The organism is Allobrachymonas chironomi DSM 19884 (assembly GCF_000374625.1).
In the GTDB taxonomy this organism is placed as follows: Bacteria; Pseudomonadota; Gammaproteobacteria; order Burkholderiales; family Burkholderiaceae_C; genus Brachymonas; species Brachymonas chironomi.
In genome coordinates this window covers 139245-153811 of record NZ_KB894768.1, presented here as the reverse complement: position 1 = coordinate 153811, position 14567 = coordinate 139245, and the positions used below count along the sequence as shown (strand labels likewise).

Annotated in this window: 11 protein-coding genes; 5 read left to right on the top strand and 6 right to left on the bottom strand. The window is 65.5% G+C overall.

Features of this window, described 5'->3' with window-relative positions; genetic code table 11:
- Positions 1 to 24: 24 nt before the first annotated feature.
- The 4 genes from C513_RS0106700 to C513_RS0106685 all read right to left on the bottom strand — a co-directional run bounded on the left by C513_RS0106700 (position 25) and on the right by C513_RS0106685 (position 5308).
- Positions 25 to 1422 (bottom strand): CmpA/NrtA family ABC transporter substrate-binding protein, encoded by a 1398-nt coding sequence (locus C513_RS0106700; RefSeq protein ID WP_018715270.1) that lies wholly within the window; start codon positions 1420 to 1422, stop codon positions 25 to 27.
- 27 nt (positions 1423 to 1449) lie between these two features.
- Entirely contained in the window at positions 1450 to 2793 is a 1344-nt protein-coding gene (gene rd, locus C513_RS0106695) for a rubredoxin (protein ID WP_018715269.1), read from the bottom strand.
- Positions 2790 to 3962, bottom strand: a complete 1173-nt coding sequence (locus C513_RS0106690; protein ID WP_018715268.1) for an acyl-CoA dehydrogenase family protein — start codon at positions 3960 to 3962, stop codon at positions 2790 to 2792. Before C513_RS0106690 ends, rd begins: the two co-directional genes overlap by 4 nt.
- A gap of 278 nt (positions 3963 to 4240) precedes the next feature.
- On the bottom strand, positions 4241 to 5308 hold the full coding sequence (locus C513_RS0106685) for an AraC family transcriptional regulator (RefSeq protein ID WP_026320630.1): 1068 nt from the start codon (positions 5306 to 5308) through the stop codon (positions 4241 to 4243).
- A 111-nt stretch (positions 5309 to 5419) separates the two neighbouring features.
- On the opposite strand from C513_RS0106685, the gene C513_RS0106680 reads away from it, so the two are divergent.
- The 4 genes from C513_RS0106680 to C513_RS0106665 all read left to right on the top strand — a co-directional run bounded on the left by C513_RS0106680 (position 5420) and on the right by C513_RS0106665 (position 10995).
- The gene (locus tag C513_RS0106680; protein WP_018715266.1) at positions 5420 to 5965 is read left to right on the top strand and encodes an OsmC family protein; all 546 of its coding nucleotides are present in this window, start codon (positions 5420 to 5422) and stop codon (positions 5963 to 5965) included.
- Between the two features lie 145 nt (positions 5966 to 6110).
- The gene (locus tag C513_RS0106675; RefSeq protein WP_026320629.1) at positions 6111 to 6929 is read left to right on the top strand and encodes a sulfite exporter TauE/SafE family protein; all 819 of its coding nucleotides are present in this window, start codon (positions 6111 to 6113) and stop codon (positions 6927 to 6929) included.
- Between the two features lie 18 nt (positions 6930 to 6947).
- Positions 6948 to 7838, top strand: coding sequence for an MBL fold metallo-hydrolase (locus tag C513_RS0106670; RefSeq protein WP_018715264.1), 891 nt, complete (start codon positions 6948 to 6950; stop codon positions 7836 to 7838).
- 163 nt (positions 7839 to 8001) lie between these two features.
- Positions 8002 to 10995 (top strand): valine--tRNA ligase, encoded by a 2994-nt coding sequence (locus tag C513_RS0106665; protein ID WP_018715263.1) that lies wholly within the window; start codon positions 8002 to 8004, stop codon positions 10993 to 10995.
- Positions 10996 to 11081: 86 nt separating this feature from the next.
- On the opposite strand, the gene C513_RS0106660 is transcribed toward C513_RS0106665, so the two are convergent.
- Both C513_RS0106660 and C513_RS0106655 read right to left on the bottom strand, forming a co-directional pair.
- Positions 11082 to 11807 (bottom strand): amino acid ABC transporter permease, encoded by a 726-nt coding sequence (locus C513_RS0106660; protein WP_018715262.1) that lies wholly within the window; start codon positions 11805 to 11807, stop codon positions 11082 to 11084.
- A gap of 103 nt (positions 11808 to 11910) precedes the next feature.
- The gene (locus tag C513_RS0106655; protein WP_018715261.1) at positions 11911 to 12753 is read right to left on the bottom strand and encodes a basic amino acid ABC transporter substrate-binding protein; all 843 of its coding nucleotides are present in this window, start codon (positions 12751 to 12753) and stop codon (positions 11911 to 11913) included.
- 225 nt (positions 12754 to 12978) lie between these two features.
- Here C513_RS0106655 and ilvA point away from each other — a divergent pair, with 225 nt between their 5' ends.
- Positions 12979 to 14556 carry a threonine ammonia-lyase, biosynthetic gene (gene ilvA, locus C513_RS0106650; RefSeq protein ID WP_018715260.1) on the top strand — a complete coding sequence of 526 codons (1578 nt, stop codon included), beginning with the start codon at positions 12979 to 12981 and terminating at the stop codon, positions 14554 to 14556.
- Positions 14557 to 14567: the final 11 nt, after the last annotated feature.

Here is a 14567-nt window from a genome sequence, read left to right as displayed (position 1 = left end):
TGCAGTTCCTTTCCTGTGGGTTTCTCAAGTGCGCCGGATGGCAAAGCTGCGCAGGTAGGCTTCAGGCCTGGCCGGGTCAAAGACCTTGCCCATGACCGTGATGCGGTGGCTGCCGCTGTCGGCCCCGGGAGGCAGCGGCAAGCCGGCTTCCCGCATTAGGCGGCGGGCATCGGTCATCAAAAAGACCTGCTCGGCCAGCTGGCGGTAGTTCACCTGGCCCTTGATGTAGCCCCAGCGCTGCATCTGGGTCAGCATCCAGCTGGCCATGGCATGCCAGGGCATGGCATCGAAGCCGATGCGATCCGGCACGTCCCGGACCTTGCCCAGGCCATCGGCAAAGCGGCCGCGCAAGACCTGCTGGATCACGATGGGCGGCTGGTTCAGATAGCCCGGCCCGGAGATGGCCTGGACAATGGCCTGGCGTTCTTCGGGCTTGTTGGCCATCGCCGTGGCCTGCAGGATGGCGCGGTACATGGCCAGAAAGGTCTGCGGGTGCTGGTCGATGAAGGCCTGCGAGACGCCAAAGGCGCAGCAGGGATGGCCTTCCCAGATGTCGCGGGTCAGGATGTGGATGAAGCCCGCGCGGTCGTACACGGCCCGCTGGCAGAACGGGTCCGGCCCCAGAAAGCCGTCGATATTGCCGGCGCGCAGGTTGGCAATCATTTCGGCTGGCGGCGTCACGCGCAGCTGCACGTCGCGGTCCGGGTCCAGGCCATGCTCGGCCAGGTAGTAGCGCAGCAGGAAGTTGTGCATCGAATATTCGAAGGGCACGGCAAACTTGAAGCCCTTCCAGTGGCGCGGATCGCGGTTTTCGCGGTGCTTGAGTGCCATCACGATGGCCTGGCCATTGATGTTCTGGATCGCCATGACCCGCATCGGCTGCGGGCTGGAACCGGCCCCCATGGAAATCGCCAGCGGCATGGGCGACAGGGTGTGCGAGGCATCCAGCTCGCGGTTGAGCAGCTTGTCGCGCACCAGGGCCCAGCCTGCGGTTTTCTGCAACTGCACGTTCAGGCCCTGCTGCTGGTACAGGCCCAGCGGACCGGCCATGATCAGGGGCGTGGCACAGGTGATCGGGACAAAGCCGATGCGCAGATCGGTTTTTTCCAGTCCGCCCTTGCGTTCCAGGGCGCGGGCCTGAAGGTCCTGCAGCGGCAGCAGGCTGCCAATGGCTGCCATGGCCACGCCGCTGCCCACGGTGCGCAGGAAGTTGCGGCGCAGTTGCGGGTCCGGGAACAGGGCCTGCACGGCGGCAGCCTCCACGAAGTCGTGCGACAAGGCCTCGCTGTCCTGCCGGCGGCGGGCATCGGCCAGTTGCGTCAGGGCATCGTCATGGGCTTGCTGGCTGGCATGGGCGCCGCAGCTGCATGCGCCCAGGCGTGCCAGCGGGCTGTAGGGGCGATAGATGTTGTGATCCTGCATGGTGGTATTCCTCTGTAATCGTCTCTGTCAGGCTGCGGCCCGCATGGGCTGGCCTGCTCCCAGTTGCAGCAGCACCGGTTGCCGGCCGTCTTCCGGGGCCTGTTGCAGGCGCAACAAACCCTCGCGGTCTTCCAGGACCGTCCAGGCCCGTCCGGCCACCGGCACACCGTGCAAGATCACCGGCAGGGCCCGCGTCTTGAGCCGGATCACCGGCTGCTGGTGGGCAGCGCCGCTGCTGCCCCGGCCGGCGATCTGCCGGGCAATGGCCTGCGCCTGGCGCGCAATCGGCTCGATGAAGCGGCAGGGTCGTCCGTGGATGCTGATGCAGTCGCCCAGGGCAAACACGTCGGCCGCGCTGGTCTGCAGCGTGTCGGCATCCACCACGATCCCGTTGTCGTAGGCCAGACCGGCGCTGCGGACCAGGCGCGAGGCCACTTTCAGACCGGTGGCGGCCACCACCTCATCGGCCAGCAGCTGGCGGCCGTCCTGCAGCGTGACCAGGCGCTGTGCCCCCTGCTGCTGCAGGCTGGCCACCTCCACCGCACCCAGGTAGCGCACGCCCTGCGCCTCCAGGCTCTGGCGCAGGCGCTGCCCTGCCAGTTCGGGCAGCAGCTGGCCCAGCGGCCAGGACTGGCGATCCAGCAGACTGACCTGATGGCCGCTGCGTGCCAGGTCTTCCGCCAGTTCGCAGCCCACCATGCCGGCACCGATTACCAGCACCTCGCGGCGGCCGCCCTGCAGACGTTGCTGCAGGCCGCTCCAGCCCTGCAAGTGGTTGACCCGCCAGCACAGGCTGGCTGGCAGGCTGTCCGGCAGCATCGGGCTGGCACCCTGGGCCAGCACCAGATGGCTGTAGCGCAGCTGGCCGCGTGTGGTACGCAACTGGTGCAGCGCGGGCGTCAGGCCCACCATCTGCGTGTGCGCCAGCAAGCGCAGCCCCAATCGCCCTGCTGCAGCCGCGCCGGTCTCGGTTACCAGATCTGCCGCGGTCTGCCCCTTGCCCAGGGCCAGCGACAGTTCCGGCTTGTGGTAGCGGTCTCCGGCGCAGGCGCTGACCAGCGTGATGGGGGTTTCCGGCAGCGCCGCACGCAGTGCCTCGGCCACCGACCAGCCTGCCAGTCCGGCCCCGACGATCACCACCCCGCCCTGCACCGGCAGCCGCTGGCCGGCCACGGCCGCCGCCGTCACCACCACGCGCTCGTAGGGATCGAAATCGGCCTTGGTCACGCCGCACAAGGGGCAGACCCAGTCATCCGGAATCGCCTCGAACCGGGTGCCCGGTGCCAGACCGCTGTCCGGATCACCGGCTTCCTCGTCGTAAATCAGGCCGCAGGCCCGGCAGATGTACTGCTTCCAGTCTTGCGCGCTCATGCCGGCACCTCCTCCTGGCCCAGACGGTGCATTTCCCAGCGCAAGTGCTTGATGGCCGGGGTGACAATCGCCACAAACTGCGCCTCCCGCACCCGGCGCTGCACCGGGGACTGCAGCAGATAACCGCGCGCGCCCTGGTGCAGCAGTGCCGAATTGGCAGCCCGCAGCGCAAATTCGCCACCCTGGGCGCGCAGGTCCAGCACCTCCAGCAGAAAATCCCTGCTCTCCTCGTAAGGCGTTTGCGCCAGGCGTGCGGCGCGCTGCCACAGGTCCTCGTATTCGGCCTGCAGCACGTCGGGGCGGTCCGCCAGAAACTGGTTCACATGGCCCAGCATGGGTTCCACTTCCAGAATCGAATCGATGGCGCCCTGCGCCACCCCTGCGGCAATGCCTACCTGCAACAAGACAAACGCCGCACGAATGCGCTGCAACAGGGGCTGGACCGGATCGGCAATCAGCAGATCCTGGCCCACAAAGTAGTTGTTCAGCCGTACCGCCCAGGTGCTGGTTCCCTCCATGCCCGAAAACACCGGGCAGGGGCGCAGCCCCACCTGTTCATCCATATCCAGCAGGAACATGATCTCGTGCGAACGGCTGCCACCCGGCTTGCACACGGTGGCCATGGCGCCGCAGTACTGTCCCTGGCCAATGTGGCTGACCCAGGGCAGCGCCCCGCTGACGCGGTAACCGCCCCGCACGGGTTCGGCCTTGAGCTGCATCGGCTCGATACCGGCCAGCGCCTTCATGGGATTCGACAGGGCCGTGCCACCAAAGGTACGGCCCAGCATGTGGTCCTGCAGCCGGCGTCCCGTCAGGGCCGGATTACCGGACTGTTCCAGATACATGCCGCAGACATCGTGGGCCCAGGTCAGAAAACCCGTGGCACCGCAAGAGCGGCTGATGGCGCGCATGGCATCCAGCCCCAGGGCAAAGCGCCGGCCACCGGCATCCAGCGCCGCGGCAAAGGCCCCGGCACGCCCCAGCTCACCCATCAGGGCCTTGGGATAGAGATGCTCCTGATCGATGCTGTAGGCCGCACGGGCCAGCGGTCCCTGGGCAATGCGCTCGACCTCCTGCATCACCTGCGCATCCGTCCAGCTCCTGTCAAAACACGCGCCGCCCGCTGCTGCCGGCTCTGACTGCGCAGCCTGTTCCTGTGTGATTTGCATGACATTCCTCCATCCAGGCAAGTTCGGCGGACGCATGCCGGTTGCAGCGTCCTTGCTCTGGGTCATGCAAGCCCCGTGCCAACTTGTCCGTGAAGTCAGGCCATCGTCGCGTTCTCCCTATGCAACGACTGACTGGAGCAGCATATGGACAGCCCGGATCGGCATATGCGGGAAAGTTATTTGCTTATGCGAAATTTCCATATCAGGGATTACGCGGGCCGGATTGGTGCAGTGCATCAAAAACGCACCAGCCCGGTGCGCAGCGCCACCAACGACGCTCAGGACTCCGCCAGACCATGCTCCCGCCGGTAGCGCGCCGGGGTCTGGCCGCTGTACTTGCGGAAGGCCACATTGAAGGCCGATTCCGAGCGGTAGCCGGTCATGGCGGCAATCCGGGCAATGCTGTAGCGGCGGTCACGCAACCACTCCATGCCCTGCAGCATGCGCAACTGGATCAGGAAATTCCAGGGAGACATGCCGGCATGGGCTGCAAAATGCCGGGTAAAGGTGGCCCGCGACATGGCGGCCAACGCCGCCAGACGGTCCAGCGACCAGTCCTCGCCCGGCTGCTGCCACATGGCCTGCACTACCGGGCGCAGACGCGGCTCTGCCAGGATATTGAACACCCCCGGAATACGGTGCGCATCCGGCGACTGGGCATAGGCGCGCAGCATGTACAGCAGCAGCGCCTGCGTCAGCACATCGGCCATGGCCAGCGCGGCGGGCTGGGCTGCCATCGCTTCCTGGCGCAGCAGTTGCACCAGCGCCAGCACCGGGTGCAGCACCTCCCCGGCGTGCGGCATGTCCTGCGGCCAGACCAGCGGCACCCTTACCACCTGCAGCCCCTGGGCCAGCGGAGCCTCCGGCTCTCCGCCCAGCACCAGCACATCCGGCAGGGCCTGCAGCAGCAATTGCCCTGCCTCGCCCTCATAGACAAAACGCCCGCACACCAGATCCATGCTGTCGGCAGCACAAGCCTGGTCTGCGCCGGACATATTGGTACGCAAGGGCAGCCAGTCACCAGTCTGCAGCGGCCGCTGCGTGTCGTCCTCGCCCGCAGTTGCGTGCAAGTCGCCCTCCAGCGGCGCCAGCGCATGCGCCAGTCCGCGCGGCAGCACCACCATCTCGCCCTGCCGCAAGGCCAGCCAGCGGCCATCCGGCAGACCCAGCCGGCAACCGCCCCGCAGCACCGTGTGAAACAGCGCCACCCCGGCCGGCGCCTGGTCGTGCGGCAACCAGAAATGCTGCTGCATGCGGCAGCGCAGGTCCAGGCTGCCGCGCAAACGCGCCCAGGCCAGCAGGCGGGCCAGCATGTCGCCGGCAGAAGTGGCTGAGTCAGGGGACATGTCGATCCGATTCATCAATAAATTGGGTGAATTTTTAGATATGAATTCTACCCCTCGCCGTAAGATGGACCCATCGATTCCGTTTCACTGCACTTGCCAAGGAGCCCAGCCATGTCTGAAACCACCCAATACCTCGCCCCGATCGATCGCGAAGGCCTGGAAAAATTCGCCGAAGTCGGCCGCAACAACCCCGACCGCCGTGGCACCAACAAGATCCACACCATCTGCGTGGGCCAGTACCGCACGCTGAGCTATCTGACCAACCCGGACCCGATGCACCCGGCCGTGGTGGTGGACGAGCCGCTGCACCTGTTCGGCCAGAACACCGCCCCGGCCCCGGGCGAAGTGGTGCTGTCCGGTCTGGGCGGCTGCCTGGCCGTGGGCATCACGGCCGTGGCCACCCACCGTCAGGTGCGCCTGAGCAAGCTGGAAGTGTTTCTGGAAGGCGACATCGGCAACTCCGCTGCCTGGGGTGCCGGCGGTGCCGAGCGCGAGCCGGGCCAGATGGGCTTCCAGGCCGTACGCGTCAAGGTCGTGATCGAGGGCGATGCCAGCCGCGAGGAGCTGGACGCCATCGTGCAGCATGCCAACTACTACTCGCCCGTGGCCAACACCATCCGCAACCCGGTGCAATTCGAGATCGGTCTGGCAGACTGATTCCGGTTGCTGCCCCATGCCAGCCGCTGCTGCCAGACCTGCCCATGGTCCGGCACAGCGGCTTTCCTGTCTCTGTACATCATTTTATTTTTACATATAATGAATGGACCTTGACCGTTTGCGCCCCGCGCATCTCCATCTCCGCATGACCAGCAGCATTTTCCTCGGACTCCTTATTGGCATCGTCATGGGCCTGACCGGTGCCGGCGGCGGCATTCTGTCGATCCCGGCCCTGGTGCTGGGGACCGGCATGGGCATGGTGGCCGCCAAGCCGGTGGCGCTGGCGGCCGTCGGCCTCGGCTCGGCCATCGGCGCGGCTGACGGCCTGCGCCTGGGCCATGTGCGCTACAAGGCCGCACTCTACATGGTGCTACTGGGAGTCCTGTTCTCCCCGATCGGCCAGTGGGCGGCGCATCAGGTGCCGGCCGCCTTCCTCGCCATCCTGTTCAGCGCCATCATGCTGCTGGTGGCCTGGCGCAGCTGGAAAAAACCCTCCCGGGCGCAAGCCGCCCACAGCTACGAACGCGATGTCCCCTGCAAGCTCAACCCCGACACCGGCAAGTTCTCCTGGACACCCGCCCATTTCACCACGCTGGGCCTCATCGGTGCCACCACCGGCCTGATGACCGGCATGCTGGGCGTGGGCGGCGGCTTCTTCATCGTGCCGATGCTGCAGCGCTACAGCAATCTCACCCAGCAAAGCATTGTTGTCACCTCGCTCGCCGTGATTGCCCTGGTGTCCGGCTCCACCGTGCTGCAGATGCTGCTGGCTGGCCACAGCGACATCGTGCCTTCGGGCTGGATCTTTGTCATCGCCACCTGTGTCGGCATGGTGTTCAGCCGCATGGTGGTGGCGCGCGTGCCCACACTGTGGAGCAAGCGCGGATTTGCCGTGCTGGTGCTGCTGGCCACCGTGCTGCTGCTGCTCAAGACCTTTGCCCCGGGCCTGATCGCCCTGTCCTGATCCCCCAAGGAGATTGCCATGACCGCCGCCGTGCGTATCACCCCCTATTTCGACAGCTACTCCAGCACCTTCAGCTACGTGCTGGACCAGGGCCCGGGCAGCGCCTGCGCCATCATCGATCCGGTGCTGGACTATGACCCCAAGTCCGGCCGCACCCGCACCGACAGCGCCGAACAGCTGATCCGCTTCGTGCAAGACAACCAGCTGCAGCTGCAATACATCCTGGAAACCCACGCCCACGCCGACCATCTCTCCAGCGCCCCCTGGCTGCGCCAGCAGCTCGGCGGCCAAATCGTCATCGGCCAGCCGATCACCACCGTGCAGAAAACCTTTCGCGGCATCTACAACCTGAAGGATCTGGCGGCAGACGGCAGCCAGTTCGACCTGCTGCTGTCCGAAGGCCAGGGGCTGGACCTGGGCAGCCTGCGCATCGAGGCCATGCACGTACCCGGCCACACCCCGGCCGACATGGCCTACCACGTCATCACGGCCGCAGGCGAAGCCGATCTGGTTTTCGTCGGCGATACCCTGTTCGCGCCCGATGCCGGCACCGCACGCTGCGACTTTCCCGGCGGCGATGCGCACCAGATGTTCTACTCGGTGCGCCGCCTGCTCTCGCTACCGGCCGATACCCGCCTCTTCCTGTGCCACAACTACGCCGATGGCGTGGCCGACAACCCGGCCGCCTTTTGCGAACACACCGTGGCCCGACACAAGGCCGGCAATATCCACGTGCACGACGGCATCGACGAAGACGCCTTTGTCAGCATGCGCACGGCCCGCGACGAAACGCTGGACATGCCCAAGCTGATCCTGCCGGCAGTGCAGGTCAACATCCGCGCCGGCCAGCTGCCACCCGCCGAAGACAACGGCACGCACTACCTGAAGATTCCGCTCAACGTGCTGTAAAGAGCGCACCGGCACAGTCGGCAATCGGCGTACCTGCTGCAAGCCCTGTCGCAGGACGTAAAATCAATCCTTTACCGGCATGCCCAGACAAGCTGCGCATGCCTTTTGCCTTGTGATCCCGCCCGGCAGCCTGCCGTGGCCCTCCAGACCTAGCCTTCACACCATGACAGACGCCCTGCAGCAGCCCGCCCTGGCCGCCCTGACCAAGTCCTTTGAACCCGCCGCCATCGAGGCCCGCTGGGGTCCCGAATGGGAGCGCCGCGGCTATGGCGTTGCCGGCTTTCGCGGCACCGGCCAGCCCAGCGCCGAGGCCCATGCGGCCGGCCACGACTTTGCCATCCAGCTGCCGCCGCCCAACGTCACCGGCACGCTGCACATGGGCCACGCCTTCAACCAGACCATCATGGACAGCCTCACGCGCTACCACCGCATGATGGGCTACAACACCGCCTGGGTCCCCGGCACCGACCACGCCGGCATCGCCACGCAAATCGTCGTCGAACGCCAGCTGCAGGAACAGGGCATCAGCCGTCACGACATGGGCCCCACCCCACCCGAAGCGCGCAAGAACTTCGTCTCCCGGGTCTGGGAGTGGAAGGAACACAGCGGCAACACCATCACCAGCCAGATGCGCCGCATGGGTGCCAGCGTCGACTGGAGCCGCGAATACTTCACCATGGACGACAAGCTCAGCCACGTCGTCACCGAAACCTTTGTCCGCCTCTATGAGCAGGGCCTGATCTACCGCGGCAAGCGTCTGGTCAACTGGGATCCGGTGCTCAAGTCCGCCGTCTCCGACCTCGAAGTCGAAAGCGCCGAGGAAGACGGCCACCTGTGGCACATCGCCTACCCGCTGACGGACGGTAGCGGCAGCCTGACCGTGGCCACCACCCGCCCCGAAACCATGCTTGGCGACGTTGCCGTCATGGTCCACCCCGAAGACGAACGCTACCAGGCCCTGATCGGCAAGACCGTCACCCTGCCGCTGGTCGGCCGCGAGATCCCGGTCATCGCCGACGACTACGTGGACCGCGCGTTCGGCACCGGCGTGGTCAAGGTCACGCCGGCACACGACCAGAACGACTACGCCGTGGGCCAGCGCCACCAGCTGCCGATGATCTGCGTGCTGGAACTCGACGCCACCATCAACGGCAACGCCCCCGAAGCCTACCGTGGCCTCGACCGCTTTGTCGCACGCAAGGCCGTGATCAAGGACCTCGAAGCCATCGGTGCCCTGGTCGAAACCCGCAAGCACAAGCTGATGGTGCCGCGCTGCGCCCGCACCGGCCAGGTCGTCGAACCCATGCTCACCGACCAGTGGTTCGTCGCCATGAACGCCGTCGGCAAGGACGACCCCACCGGCAAGAGCATCGCGCAAAAGGCCATCGACGCCGTCGACAGCGGACAGGTCCGCTTCGTCCCGGAAAACTGGGTCAACACCTACAACCAGTGGATGCACAACATCCAGGACTGGTGCATCAGCCGCCAGCTCTGGTGGGGCCACCAGATCCCGGCATGGTACGACGAAGAAGGCCAGGTCTACGTGGCCCGCAACGAGGAACAAGCCAGACAGCAATGGCGCAAGGCCATCGACGATGCCATGGCCCACGCCCGCGTCCGCTGCCACACCGCCGACACCGACCGCCTGCAGGCCCGACTCACGCGCGGCCCGCAGCTCACGCGTGACGAAGACGTGCTCGACACCTGGTACTCCTCCGCCCTGGTTCCCTTCAGCACCATGGGCTGGCCCGAAGCTGCCCAGCCAGCCAACGGCGGCACCTCAGACTACGACCTCTACCTCCCCAGCAGCGTCCTGGTCACCGGCTACGACATCATCTTCTTCTGGGTCGCCCGCATGATCATGATGACGACCCACTTCACCGGCCAGGTGCCGTTCCGCCACGTCTACATCCATGGCCTGGTGCGCGACGCCCAGGGCAAGAAGATGAGCAAGTCCGAAGGCAACGTGCTCGATCCGGTCGACCTCATCGACGGTATCGAACTCGCCCCGCTGCTGGACAAGCGCGTGGTCGGCCTGCGCAAGCCCGAAACCGCCCCCAAGGTGCGCAAGGACACCGAAAAGGAATTCCCCGACGGCATCCCGGCCTACGGTGCCGATGCCCTGCGCTTCACCTTTGCCGCCCTCGCCAGCCTGGGCCGCAGCATCAACTTCGACAGCAAGCGCTGCGAAGGCTATCGCAACTTCTGCAACAAGCTCTGGAACGCCACCCGTTTCGTGCTGATGCAGTGCGAAGGCCACGACTGCGGCATCGTCCACCCCAGCGGTGACGACAAGGTCTGCGACCGCAGCTACAAGACCTTCAGCCAGCCCGACCGCTGGATCGTCAGCCAGCTGCAGCGCGTCGAGGCCGAGGTCGCCAAAGGCTTTGCCGAATACCGCCTCGACAACGTTGCCAACACCCTGTACGACTTCGTCTGGAACGAATTCTGCGACTGGTATCTGGAAATCGCCAAGGTGCAGATCCAGACCGGTGACGAACCGGCCCAGCGCGGCACGCGCTACACCCTGATCCGCGTGCTCGAAACCATTCTGCGCCTGGCCCATCCGGTGATCCCCTTCATCACCGAGGAACTCTGGCAGAAAGTCGCCCCGCTGGCGGGCCGCAGCGGTGCCTCGGTGGCCGTTGCCGAATACCCGGTCAGCAACCCGGAAAAAATCGACGAACAGGCCGAGCAGTACGTTGCCAAGCTCAAGCAGCTGGTCGATGCCTGCCGCAACCTGCGCGGTGAAATGCAGGTCTCCCCGGCGCAGCGCCTGCCGCTCTACGCCCTCGGCGATGACGCCTTCCTGGCCCAGGCCGCCCCGGCGCTGCAGGCCCTGGCCAAGCTGTCCGAAGTCAAGGTCTTTGCCGATGAGGCCAGCTGGCAGGCTGCCGCCCAGGCGGCTCCGGTCGCCGTCGTCGGCGAGGCGCGCCTGGCCCTGTTCATGGAAATCGACAAGGATGCCGAGCGCATCCGTCTGGGCAAGGAAGTCACGCGCCTGCAGGGCGAAATCGCCAAGGCCCAGGGCAAGCTCAACAACCAGAACTTCGTCGCCAAGGCCCCGCCTGCCGTCATCGAGCAGGAAAAGCAGCGCGTCGCCGACTTCGGTGCCACGCTGGCCAAGGTGCAGGAGCAGCTGACGCGTCTGGGCTGATCCAGGCCACCAACAGCAACGGCCACCTCAGGGTGGCCGTTTTTCATGGGGCAGAGGCGGTCTCGGACAGACAGCATGCCATACGCTCAGCGCCCGCGCTGCGCCTCCGGCGTCTCCAGCCGGCGCGCCAGCAGCGTGATCACGCTGGTCATCACCAGATAAATCAGCGAAATCGCCAGGAAGGGCTCCCAGTAGCGCGAATGGGCGCCAGCCACGGTACGCGCCGCCATCGCCAGCTCGGCCAGGCCAATCGCCGATACCAGCGAGGAATCCTTCAGCAGCGTCACCGCCTCGTTCACCAGCGGCGGTACCATGCGGCGCAGCGCCTGCGGCAGCACCACATAGCGCATGGTCTGCACCTCGTCCAGGCCCAGGCTTTCGGCGGCCTGGATCTGGCCACGGGCAATCGACTGGATGCCGGCACGCACGATCTCGGAAATATAGGCACTGGCATTCAGCGTCAGCGCCAGTGCACCGGAAAAGAAGGCGCCATGCGACTGGCGGAAATCCAGCGCGGCGGCACCGCTGAGCAGCAGACCGTGCTCCGGGTGAACCAGTGTCGGCATCAGCGCAAAATGCACCAGCAGAATCTGCACGAACAGCGGTGTGCCGCGCAAAAAGCCGACATAGCCCAGCAGAATCCAGCGCAGCACGCGGCGCAGGCCGCTGGCCGGGCGCGCGTTGACCAGGCCGATGCCCAGCCCCAGCAGCAGCCCCAGCGACAGCGCAATCAGCGTCAGCTTCACGGTCATCCAGGCCCCGGTGACGAACAGGGGCGCATAGGGCGTCAGAATTTCCCAGCGTAAATCCATGGTGGTGTCAGTGTGTGCCCGGCGGCGGCAAGCGCTGCTCCAGGCAGAAATCGGCCGGCAGGCCGGCGCTCAGGCACCGGCTTGCCGCAGAAGAAGGAAGAACTCAGTTGGAAGCCGCGGAAGCAGCCGTGCTGGCAGCGGCAGCGGCCACCGGTGCATCACCAAACCACTGGGTGTAGATCTTGTCGTAGGTGCCATCGGCACGAATCGCCTGCAGACCGGCATTCACCTTGTTCAGCAACTCGGTGTTGCCCTTGCGCACCACGATGCCGTACTGCTCCGGCACGGCGGTATCGTCGGCAACCAGACGCAGCTGGGTCGTGCTGTTGTTCTTCAGGTAGTGGCCCACCACGCCGTTGTCACCCACCACGGCAGCCACACCACCCGATTCCAGCTCCTTCATGGCCAGCGGCGTGGTGTCAAAGCGCTTGATGTTGGCGCTGGTCTTGCCCTGCAGTTTGGACACCACTTCGTCGCCGGTGGTACCGGTCTGCACGCCCACGGCCAGATCCTTCAGGTCCTGCAGCGAGGCCACGCCGGAATCGGCACGCACGGCGATCAGCTGCTTCGCCTCGAAATACGGCTCGGAGAAGTCCATCGTCTGCTTGCGCGCATCAGTAATCGTCACGGCAGAGATCACCAGATCGCTGTCACCCTGGTTCAGGCCGTTGAACAGGCCTTCCCATGGCGTATTCACCATGCGCACCTGGAAGCCACCCTTCTCGGCCACGGCCTGGATCAGGTCGGCGTCAAAGCCCTGCACCTTGCCTTCCGGCGTCATGGACTCGAACGGGGCAAAGTTGGCATTGGCCGCCGCCACCATCACCTTGTCGGCCGGGGCTGCGGCAGAAGCCGATGCGGCCGGAGCCTCGGACTTGGAACAGGCCGCCAGCGCCAGGGAAACGGCCAGGGCAAAGACAGTGCGACGGGTAAAAATTGCTTGCATGGAAAAAACCTCGGATCGGAAAAACCGGCCTGACCATGTGCCCACGCACACGAAAAGGCAACAGGAACAACGCCCTGCCTTGCCCAGGCCAATCCATAATGATAACTTTGACAGGCACAATTGGAAACATGCACTGCAGCAGGCCATGCTGCAACCGTTGTTGCGCTGCACACCCCCACGGCATTCGGCGTTATCCTTGCTCTTTACCTGTATCACAGCACCACGATGACTGCTCCCCAACCCACGGCTCCGCTGAGCCCTGACGACTATCTGCGCAAGATCCTCAACGCCCGCGTCTACGATGTGGCCCACGAAACCGCCTTCGACCATGCGCGCGTGCTCAGCCGCCGCATTGGCAACACCGTGCTGCTCAAGCGCGAGGACCAGCAGCCGGTATTCAGCTTCAAGCTGCGTGGCGCCTACAACAAGATGGCCCAGCTCACCCCGGGGCAGCTGCACAAGGGCGTGATCTGCGCATCTGCCGGCAACCACGCACAAGGCGTGGCACTCGGCGCACGCAAGCTCGGCACGCGCGCCATCATCGTCATGCCCACCACCACGCCACAGCTCAAGATCGATGCCGTCAAGGCGCTTGGCGGCGATGTCGTGCTGGCCGGCGAAAGCTATAGCGATGCCTATCAGCACGCCGTCAAGCTGCAGGATGAGCAGGGCCTGACCTTCATCCACCCGTTTGACGACCCCGATGTGATCGCCGGTCAGGGCACGGTCGCCATGGAAATGCTGCGCCAGGTGCAGACCCTGCCCCATGCCGATCTCGATGCCGTGTTCGTCGCCATTGGCGGTGGCGGACTGGCGGCCGGCGTGGCCAGCTACATCAAGGCGGTCAACCCCGGCATCAAGGTGATCGGCGTACAAATGGACGATTCCGATGCCATGTGGCAATCGGTGCAGCGCAACGAGCGCGTGGCGCTGGACGATGTCGGCCTGTTCTCCGACGGCACCGCCGTCAAGCTGGTCGGCGAGGAAACCTTCCGCCTCTGCCGCGAGCTGCTGGACGACTACGTGATCGTCGATACCGATGCCGTCTGCGCCGCCATCAAGGACATCTTCGTCGATACCCGCAGCATCGTCGAGCCGGCCGGCGCCATGGGCGTGGCCGCCATCAAGCAGTATGTGGATCAGCACCAGATCAGCGGCCAGACCTTTGCCGCCGTGCTCTGCGGTGCCAACATGAACTTCGACCGCCTGCGCTTTGTCGCCGAGCGCGCCGAGATCGGCGAAGAACGCGAAGGCCTGTTTGCCGTCACCATCCCCGAGGAACGCGGCAGCTTCCGCCGCCTGTGCGCCCTGATCGACAACCTGGATGGCGGTCCGCGCAGCGTGACCGAATTCAACTACCGCATGCACAGCAGCCAGCAGGCGCATGTGTATATCGGCATCTCCACCCACGGCAAGGGCGAAAGCCAGATGATCGCGCAGAAGCTGCATGAAAACGGCTTCGATACGCTGGACCTGACGGACAACGAGCTGGCCAAGGGCCATATCCGCTACATGGTGGGCGGCCCGAGCTCGGTCGCCGGCAACGAGCGCCTGCTGCGCTTCGAATTCCCCGAGCGTCCGGGCGCGCTGATGCGCTTTCTCAGCATGCTCAACCCGGACTGGAACATCAGCCTGTTCCACTACCGCAATCAGGGCGCCGACTACAGCGAGGTGCTGGTCGGCATCCAGGCTCCGCCCGAGGACAACGTCCCGTTCCAGGAATTCCTGCATTCGCTGGGCTATCCCTATGTCGAGGAAACGCAGAACCCGGTCTACCAGATGTTCCTGCGCAAACCGGCATGAGCACCTGAGGC

Bases quoted from the DNA above. Each gene is read 5' to 3' on its own strand.
- ilvA (WP_018715260.1), top strand. From the start codon at position 12,979: ATGACTGCTCCCCAACCCACGGCTCCGCTGAGCCCTGACGACTATCTG.
- C513_RS0106655 (WP_018715261.1), bottom strand. From the start codon at position 12,753: ATGCAAGCAATTTTTACCCGTCGCACTGTCTTTGCCCTGGCCGTTTCC.
- C513_RS0106700 (WP_018715270.1), bottom strand. From the start codon at position 1,422: ATGCAGGATCACAACATCTATCGCCCCTACAGCCCGCTGGCACGCCTG.
- rd (WP_018715269.1), bottom strand. From the start codon at position 2,793: ATGAGCGCGCAAGACTGGAAGCAGTACATCTGCCGGGCCTGCGGCCTG.
- C513_RS0106680 (WP_018715266.1), top strand. From the start codon at position 5,420: ATGTCTGAAACCACCCAATACCTCGCCCCGATCGATCGCGAAGGCCTG.
- C513_RS0106690 (WP_018715268.1), bottom strand. From the start codon at position 3,962: ATGCAAATCACACAGGAACAGGCTGCGCAGTCAGAGCCGGCAGCAGCG.
- C513_RS0106665 (WP_018715263.1), top strand. From the start codon at position 8,002: ATGACAGACGCCCTGCAGCAGCCCGCCCTGGCCGCCCTGACCAAGTCC.
- C513_RS0106675 (WP_026320629.1), top strand. From the start codon at position 6,111: ATGACCAGCAGCATTTTCCTCGGACTCCTTATTGGCATCGTCATGGGC.
- C513_RS0106660 (WP_018715262.1), bottom strand. From the start codon at position 11,807: ATGGATTTACGCTGGGAAATTCTGACGCCCTATGCGCCCCTGTTCGTC.
- C513_RS0106670 (WP_018715264.1), top strand. From the start codon at position 6,948: ATGACCGCCGCCGTGCGTATCACCCCCTATTTCGACAGCTACTCCAGC.
- C513_RS0106685 (WP_026320630.1), bottom strand. From the start codon at position 5,308: ATGTCCCCTGACTCAGCCACTTCTGCCGGCGACATGCTGGCCCGCCTG.